The organism is Actinotalea sp. (assembly GCF_041597215.1).
Taxonomy (GTDB): Bacteria; Actinomycetota; Actinomycetes; order Actinomycetales; family Cellulomonadaceae; genus Actinotalea.
Genome location: NZ_JBFHHB010000140.1, coordinates 1 through 8,483, shown reverse-complemented (window position 1 = coordinate 8,483; position 8,483 = coordinate 1). Strand labels below are relative to the sequence as shown.

Genomic DNA, 8,483 nt, shown 5'->3' with positions numbered 1-8,483 from the left:
CTTGGCGCTCCGTCGTGCCTCGCCCGGCGGGGGGTTCCTCACCGGTGGGACCTTCGGCCTCGCGTTCTTCCTTCCGCACCTGTGGTGGGCCAATGAGGCCGTCGGGCAACCGGGCGGATGGCTCGCCCTGTCGGTGCTGGAAGCCGCTGCCGTCGGCGGGTTTGGCGTCGCTTGGGTCGTTGTGTCCCGCTCGTCCTACCTGCGTGGGCGGTCGGCGGCTCAGGTGGCAGCGGCCGCCGTCCTGTGGGTTGCTGTCGAGCAGCTTCGCAGCAGGGTGCCGTTCGGGGGATTCCCCTGGGGGCTCCTCGCCTTCTCACAGACGGACGCGCCACTCCTGCGGCTCGCCTCCCTCGGGGGCGCGCCGCTGGTCAGCGCCGCGGTGGTCGTCGTCGGCGGACTGCTGGCCAACGCCGTGGTTCTGGTCCGCGATGGGGGGGTGCGCTCGGTCGCTACGGGCCGGGTGTTGGTGGCGGCGGTGGCGGTCGTGGTGGGCTCGGGCGCGATACCGCTGGGCGTCACCCCTGAGGCGGGCACGCTCACCGTGGGCGCGGTCCAGGGGAACGTGCCAGCGCCGGGCGCTGATGCGTCGACCCAGGCCAGGAGGGTCGCCGGTAACCACGTGTCGGGCACCCGGGATCTGCTCCGGGACGTCGGTCCCGGGGGGCTCGACGTCGTGCTGTGGCCGGAGAGCTCCTCGGACATCGATCCGCGCACCGATCGTGCGCTCGGCGAGGCGGTCGATGCCGTTGCTCGGGCCGCGGGCGTGCCGATCCTGCTCGGCACACAGCGCTTCGAGCCGCCGGTGCGGTACAACGACTACGTCGTCTGGCTGCCCGGCGTCGGCGTCACGGACACGTACACGAAGCAGCATCCGGTGCCTTTCGGTGAGTACGTTCCGTATCGCTCTCTCTTTCGCCGCCTCAGTCCGGACATCGACCGGGTGAGCACGGACATGGTCGCGGGCACTCGGATCGGCCTGGTGGAGGTCCCGATCAGCCGGCTCGGCCGGCCGGTGCCGATCACGGTCGCCATCTGCTTCGAGGTGGCCTACGACCGGCTGATCCGCGAATCGGTGGTCGCCGGTGGTGAGCTCATCGTCATCCCCACCAACAATGCTTCGTTCGGCTTGACCCAGGAGTCGACCCAACAGCTGGCCATGTCCCGCTTCCGGGCGGTCGAGCACGGTCGAGCGGTGGTCCAGATCTCCACCGTGGGGGTGAGCGGCATGATCGCGCCCGACGGCTCGCTCCTCGAGCGCACGGGGTTGTTCACCGCGGAGCAGATGGTCGCCGCGCTGCCGCTGCGCACCTCCCTCACGCTCGCCGGCCGACTCGGCCGGTGGCCGGGGGCCCTCATCGACTCGGCGGCCGTCGTGCTCCTCGTCGGGGCCCAGGTCGATGCCCTGCGGCGGCGCCAGGCCGGACGGGTTGCCACTGGCGGACGTGGCCCCGGGCCGTCACCCGTGGTGTGACTCGTGGTCCGAGATCCTCTGCTCAACCGGCGCGCGGGCTGTCTGCTGATCAGCGGCCCGATGACAAGTGAGGAGACCAGGGACATCGCGGTGAACACGGCAAGCGCAATCCCAGGCGCCCACCGGCTGCGGAACCGGTGACGGCGCTTGAGCAGCATCGGCACGGAGAGCGCGAGGCCGAGGACGCCGACGAGGGCGGTGCCTCCCGCGCCGGCGACCAGCGCCGTCCGGACCTGCGGCCTGATGGGGTGCAGGATATGCGGGACGAGGCCGCCGGCGGCGCCGATTGCGCCAGTGACCGCTGTCCACGCCGTGCGTTACGGCCGAGCGGCGAGGGAGGGGTCTCGTCCACCGTCTGGTCGTCTGCCTGTGCGGGATCTGCGGTGATTGCCAAGCGCACGCGGTGGCCGGTGTACTTGGACGGCCGACCGAGGATTGGTGAGGAGTGGATCAAGTATTGGAGCCAGCTTCGTGGCCCGCCAGTGGTGGGGCGCGTCGCTCCACCTGGCTGCTCGTCACCGTCGCCTTCGTGTCGAGCGGGTCGCTGAGCAGCGCCCTGGGAGCCGCGCCGTGCCCGGCGGCCGGAGTGTGGTTCGCTGTCAGCGCGATCGCCACCGTCGTCTCGGTGGGTCTTGCGGTCCGGGTCATGGCCGCCCTCACACGTGCTCCTGGTGGCCGCGGCGGGTGTCGACCGGCAGGCATGTCCGCGCCCGGCCGAACCTCACAGCCGGTGGAGCAGGCCATGGGCGAACTGGCGTGTGCGCTCGTGCCCGAGCCGCAGGTTCGGATGTCGGGGCGCGATGGCGCCGGTTCCGAGCGGACTTCGCCAGCCCGGCAGATCTGTCCTCATCTCGAGCGCAGCAGGTTGTCCATCTCGGTGATCTCGATCGACTGTGCGTCGATGATGCGCCCGGCCAGGCGGAGCGCGTCGGGGTGGACGCCCTGCGCCCTCGCGTCCTCAGCCATCTCGATCGCGCCCCGGTGGTGCTCGATCATGAGCTGAAGGAAGCGCCGGTCGAAGTCGGCGCCCGCTAGCGTCGCCAGCTCCGCCATTACAGCGCTTTGGTCCATCCCCTCCATCTGCATGCCCGCATGGCCCATTCCCGTCATGTCGGCCGTGTCGGGCTGGTCCTCACCCCATCCGTCGAGCCAGCGGCTCATCTGCTCGATCTCGGGGCCCTGCGCGGCGGCGATCCGCTCGGCCAACGAGCGCACCTCGTCGCTCGCGGCGCTCGTGACGGCGAGCTCGGCCATCTCGATCGCGCCTTGGTGATGAATGATCATCATCTGCGCGAACGTCGCGTCGGCCTCGTTGTGCTCGTCCGCCTCCGCCGCGGGGGACTGCACGCCGGCAGGCGTCGAGGTGGCGATCGGGGTCGCAGGCGCGGACCCGCAGGCCGTCAGCAGCGCGGCCAGTGCCACCAGGGACGCGAGACGTGCGCTCGTGCGGGCGGTCATCATCAGGGCAGTCTCCCGTGCGGTCGGTTCGCGGTGCGGTGGTCGACGGTTCGCCTCGGCGTCACCGGTGCCGGTGGTCTGCCGCCACCTCGGTCCTCTCGGCGTCCGTTGCCACTGCGCCCTGCTTGGTGACCTCGTCCGTGGGGTGGTCATCGTCGTGCTGCTGCCCGCGCATCATCAGCATCATGCCGACCATCATCACCGGGCAGGCGAGGACCGCCGCCAGGTAGAGCGCCTCGCTCGCTGACCGGCCCGACACGAGCAGGCCGACGAAGATCAGCCCGCCGATCCCGAGCATGCTCAGGAGATGCTTCTTCACGCCGTGCTGACCGTGCATGGTCCGGACCTGCTCTCGGGGTCGGGTGGCGCCCGGGTTCTGGCGCTGTGTTCTGACAAGAGCGAGCCTGACGTCGCCCGACGAAGAACCCCCGGCACAGGCGTCAAGGTTCGATGAAGAAGTGGGCGGGCTGGCGGGCCAGGGGGTTGGGTGGTCTCGTCGGTGGTGGGGCTGAGGTGCCGACGGTGGAGGCGCCGGGGACCTGTCACCAGGCGAACGCGGCCCGCGAACCTGGCCGCCGCCGGTGGGCGCTTGTCGGTGGTGTCCCGTGTCGAGCCGACCGCGATGCGGCACGGGAGGCCCGTGCGAGGAGGGGGAACCTAGTGCCGTATTCCAGAAGGAGGCTGGACGGTGACCAGTGAGGATTACCGGAAGGGCAGCCTGAGCCTGGCCGGGACCGTCGCGATGGGTACCGGTGTGATGATCGGGGCGGGCATCTTCGCCCTGACAGGGCAGGTCGCCGGCCTCGCCGGGGCCTGGTTCCCGCTGGCGTTCGTGCTCGCGGGGCTCGTGAGCGGCCTGAGCGCGTACAGCTACATCAAGGTGTCGTCTGCCTACCCCTCGGCCGGGGGGATCGCGATGATCCTGTCCAAGGCCTACGGCCGCACGGCGGTCGCGGCCACCGCCTCGATGATCATGGCCTTCTCCATGGTCATCAACGAGAGCCTGGTCGCGCGCACCTTCGGCACGTATGTGGTCCAGCTGCTCGACGTCGATGACGCCTTCTGGGTGCCGGTCCTGGCTGTCGGGCTCATCCTTGCCGCCTTCGGTGTCAACGTCGCCGGAAACAAGGCGATCGGCGCCGTCTCGAAGGTCGCGGCCGTCCTCAAGGTCGGCGGCATCCTGGCCTTCGCCGTCGTGACCCTGTGGGTAGCCGGCTTCGACTTCCAGCCCGTGCCCTCCGGCGGCGCCATCGATGCGTCGGTGAGCGGACTGCTGGCCGGAACCGCGCTGGCGGTCCTGGCCTACAAGGGTTTCACCACCATCACCAACAGCGGCAGCGAGGTGGTGGACCCCGGCCGGAACATCGGCCGGGCGATCGTCATCTCGCTCGCCGTCTGCGCCGTCGTCTACCTCGCCGTCGCCGTCGCCGTCGGCTCCGCGCTGACGATCCCCGAGATCGTCCAGGCCAGGGACTACTCCTTGGCCGAGGCGGCCCGGCCCGCTCTCGGGGGGACGGGGGTTGTCTTCACTGTGGTCATTGCGATCATCGCCACGGCATCGGGCCTCCTGGCGAGCACCTTCGCCGTCTCGCGGATGCTCGCCATGCTCACCGACATGAAGCTCATCCCGCACCGGCACTTCGGTATGCCGGGCCGGGTCCAGCAGCACACCCTCGTCTACACGGTCGTCGTCGCTGCCGTCATGGCTGCCCTCTTCGACCTGAGCCGCATCGCCGCGGTCGGCGCGATCTTGTACCTCGTCATGGACATGGCGATCCACTGGGGCGTCCTTCGGCACCTGCGCAACGAGGTCGGCGCGCGCCCGGGCGTCCTTATCGCCGCGATCGTCGCCGACACCATCATCCTTGGCGCCTTCGTCGCGATCCGGGCCCGCCAGGACCCCTTCATCGTCGTGCTCGCCACGGCGATGATCGTCGCCGTGTTCGCCTTCGAGGCCTTCTACCTTGGTGCACACCGCAGGGAGTCGGACGCGCACGAGCAGTGACCCTCGGAGCCTTCGGGTCGCCAAGAGGCTGGGACGCGGCCGGGAGGGCACCCTTCGTCGGACCTACATGGGTTGGAGTTCGGACTGCATGGTGCGGGTTCTGCCGGTGTGTACACCCAGCAGGGGTATATCCGCAGCCCAGGGGGCGGTGGGGTGGGCTCGTCCTGCAGGCGGGGGTGCGCTGGGCCGGTCGAGGCATGGGTGGGCGTGTGCTTCCCTCGCAGGCCGCATCGGCTCGCCCTCCGAACGTCGGAGGGAGGGGTGTCTGGATTAGGTAGGCGTCGCGGTCCCAGGCGAGCCCGATCTCCCCCACTCGAGCAGCGGCGCCGACCGCTGACTGACAAGGACGGCCCGCCGTGGGCCGCGCCCTCAGCCCGCGCGCTTCAGGGGTGCCGTAGATGGCTGAGCGCCGAATGCGTCGCTGCCGGCGACGCCTGCGGCAACGTCTCGTCAACGTTCGATGAAGAAGCCAGGCTTGGGCTTCTCATTGATACCCCCTAGGGGTATCAATGGGGGGTGCTGACCGTGTGGTCGCGCATCGCGTTCGAACGAGGAGAGCCCCATGGAGACAACCACGACGACCACCTACACCGTCGCGGGAATGACGTGCGGACACTGCGTCGCTGCGGTCTCGACGGAGGTCGGCCAGGTCGACGGAGTCACCGGCGTCGAGGTCGAGCTCGTGCCGGGCGGGACGTCCTTCCTTCGGGTCAGCGGGGTGGTGCCGGTGGACGCGGACGCCGTCAGCGCCGCCGTGGACGAGGCCGGGTACGTCGTGACGGGGGCTGTGGCGTGACGGACGCCAGGCGGTTGACGCTCTTCGCCGCAGGACTTCTTGTCGCACTGGGACTGGGTCTGGTGGTCGGGACCGCAGCCGGGCCGATCACGGCCGCACGCCCAGACGTCGGGGTCGTGGTCCAGGGCGGGGAGGTGTCATGAGCAACATCATCGAGCTCGATATCGGTGGGATGACGTGCTCGTCGTGCGCCGCCAGGATCGAGAAGCGACTCAACCGGATCCCGGGCGTCGAGGCGAGCGTGAACTACGCGACCGAGCGGGCGAAGGTCGAGCTCGCGGACGGTGCGACGGTGGAGGAGGCGATCACCTCGGTCGAGGCGACCGGCTACTCGGCGCGCTTGCGCGAGCAGGCCAGCACTAGCGTGGCGGTCGCCGGCGAAGCCGAGGCCCCGACTGACGAGGCGTCGGCGTTGCGCCACCGTCTCATCGTGTCGGCGGTCCTGACCGCGCCGGTGCTCGTGCTCTCGGCCATCGGGGCCATGCAGTTCGACAACTGGCAGTGGTTGGCGCTGACCCTCACGGCGCCCGTGGTGGTCTGGGGTGCATGGCCCTTCCACCGTGCGGCGTGGACGAACGCGCGGCACGCGGCAGCAACCATGGACACGTTGATCAGCGTTGGAGTCCTCGCGGCGTTCCTGTGGTCCCTGTACGCGCTCTTCTTCGGCGCCGCCGGCGACCCGGGGATGCGGATGGGCTTCAGCCTCGTGCCCGAACGTGGGGGCGGCTCGGCGGACATCTACCTGGAGGTCGCGTCCGCGGTCACGGTCTTCATCCTTCTGGGCCGATGGTTCGAGGCGCGGGCGAAGAAGAGCTCCAGTGCTGCACTTCGGTCGCTGCTGGAGATGGGTGCCAAGGACGTCGCCGTCCTGAGCGACGGCGTCGAGACCCGCATCAGCATCGACGCGCTGGTCGTCGGCCAGGACTTCGTGGTCCGGCCAGGGGAGAAGATCGCCACCGACGGGCAGATCGTCGAGGGGACCTCTGCTGTGGACGCCTCGATGCTGACCGGCGAGCCGGTCCCCGTCGAGGTCGGCCCAGGGGACTCGGTCACCGGGGCGACGGTCAACGCCGGGGGTCGGCTCGTCGTCCGGGCGACCAGGATCGGCGCCGACACCCAGCTCGCGCAGATGGCCAGGCTGGTCGAGGAGGCGCAGACCGGCAAGGCCCCGGTGCAGCGGCTCGCAGACCGCATCTCGGCGATCTTCGTACCGATCGTGATCACCCTGTCCGTTGCGACCTTGGGCTTCTGGCTGGGCGCTGGCGCAGGAACGGAGCTGGCCTTCACGGCCGCCGTCGCAGTGATGATCATCGCGTGCCCGTGCGCCCTCGGCCTGGCCACGCCGACCGCTCTCATGGTGGGCACGGGACGGGGTGCCCAGATCGGTGTCCTGATCAAGGGCCCGCAGATCCTGGAGTCGACCCGGCGTGTGGACACGATCGTGCTGGACAAGACCGGGACCGTGACGACGGGCACGATGCGCCTGGTCGATGTCGTGGCCGGGCCCGGCACCGATGGCGATGAGCTCCTGAGAATGGTCGGTGCGTTGGAGGACGCGTCCGAGCACCCGATCGCTGCTGCGATCGCTCGCGGTGCACGGGAGCGGCTCGGCGTGCTGCCACCGGTCGCGGCGTTCACCAGCCTTCAGGGCCTGGGTGTGGAGGGGACCGTCGACGGCCGGGAGGTCGTCGTGGGCCGCATGGGGTGGCTCGCCGAGCGCTGGTCCGCCGCTCCAGATCCGGTGCTCCTCGCCGCGCTGGACGGCGCGGAGTCGGCTGGACGCACGGTCGTCGCGGCGGGCTGGGACGGGCAGCTGCGGGGGCTGGTCGTGGTCGCCGACACGCTCAAGGCCACCAGCGCGCAGGCGGTGCGCGAGCTCGTCGCGCTCGGCCTGCGCCCAGTGCTGCTGACCGGTGACAACGCCCGTGCCGCCAGGGCGATCGCGGACGAGGTGGGAATCGAGGAGGTGATCTCCGAGGTGATGCCCGCGGACAAGGTGCGGGTGGTCGGGGACCTGCAGGCGGCCGGACGGGTGGTCGCGATGGTCGGTGACGGTGTCAACGATGCCGCCGCCCTGGCCCAGTCGGACCTGGGCATCGCCATGGGCACGGGAGCCGACGTGGCCATCGAGGCCAGCGACCTGACGCTGGTCCGTGGTGACCTGCGCGCCGCAGTGGATGCGGTGCGGCTCTCGCGCCAGACGCTCAAGACGATCAAGGGCAACCTGTTCTGGGCATTCGCCTACAACGTCGCGGCGATCCCGCTGGCAGTCGCCGGGCTCCTCAACCCCCTGATCGCCGGCGCCGCGATGGCGTTCTCCTCGGTGTTCGTGGTCACCAACAGCCTGCGTCTTCGCCGGTTCCGCGCGGTCTCGACCACTGTCACCCCCGAGGTCCAGAGCCACCGGGTGCAGGCGGCGCCCAGGGCCGTGACGGTGAGCTGACCGGGTGGGGTGGACGCCCGGTGCTGCGTCCACCCCACCACGTCGCTTATCGACGCCCTCGGATGAGCCTGCCGTGGATTGGCCCGGTTGACCCGGCGTGTGGAGCCGTGCGCTCGAGCTCGAGATCCTCGTCGGATCTTCGTCGATCCCCGAGGTGAGCCACGGGCTGGCGGGGGACCGTGGAGCAAGGAAGTGGCGGACATCGACCGAGAGGACCGCGTGACACCACGCCCGTTCAACATCGCCCAGGCCCAGGCCCAGGCCCAGGCCCAGGCCCAGGCCCAGGCCCAGGCCCAGGCCCAGGCCCAGG

Annotated in this window: 6 protein-coding genes; 4 read left to right on the top strand and 2 right to left on the bottom strand. The window is 70.4% G+C overall.

The annotated features are described in order from the left end of the window. Position 1: 1 nt before the first annotated feature. Positions 2–1,471: an apolipoprotein N-acyltransferase gene (gene lnt, locus ABWK99_RS10625; RefSeq protein WP_372594676.1), complete on the top strand. Its 1,470-nt coding sequence runs from the start codon at positions 2–4 to the stop codon at positions 1,469–1,471. An 846-nt stretch (positions 1,472–2,317) separates the two neighbouring features. On the opposite strand, the gene ABWK99_RS10620 is transcribed toward lnt, so the two are convergent. After that, on the bottom strand, positions 2,318–2,932 hold the full coding sequence (locus ABWK99_RS10620; protein WP_372594675.1) for a DUF305 domain-containing protein: 615 nt from the start codon (positions 2,930–2,932) through the stop codon (positions 2,318–2,320). Between the two features lie 58 nt (positions 2,933–2,990). Next, positions 2,991–3,248, bottom strand: a complete 258-nt coding sequence (locus tag ABWK99_RS10615; RefSeq protein WP_372594674.1) for a hypothetical protein — start codon at positions 3,246–3,248, stop codon at positions 2,991–2,993. Positions 3,249–3,617: 369 nt separating this feature from the next. Here ABWK99_RS10615 and ABWK99_RS10610 point away from each other — a divergent pair, with 369 nt between their 5' ends. The 3 genes from ABWK99_RS10610 to ABWK99_RS10600 all read left to right on the top strand — a co-directional run bounded on the left by ABWK99_RS10610 (position 3,618) and on the right by ABWK99_RS10600 (position 8,173). Then, positions 3,618–4,934: an APC family permease gene (locus ABWK99_RS10610; RefSeq protein WP_372594673.1), complete on the top strand. Its 1,317-nt coding sequence runs from the start codon at positions 3,618–3,620 to the stop codon at positions 4,932–4,934. Between the two features lie 562 nt (positions 4,935–5,496). Continuing rightward, positions 5,497–5,730 (top strand): heavy-metal-associated domain-containing protein, encoded by a 234-nt coding sequence (locus ABWK99_RS10605; protein ID WP_372594672.1) that lies wholly within the window; start codon positions 5,497–5,499, stop codon positions 5,728–5,730. A 139-nt stretch (positions 5,731–5,869) separates the two neighbouring features. Continuing rightward, on the top strand, positions 5,870–8,173 hold the full coding sequence (locus ABWK99_RS10600) for a heavy metal translocating P-type ATPase (RefSeq protein WP_372594671.1): 2,304 nt from the start codon (positions 5,870–5,872) through the stop codon (positions 8,171–8,173). Positions 8,174–8,483 lie beyond the last annotated feature (310 nt).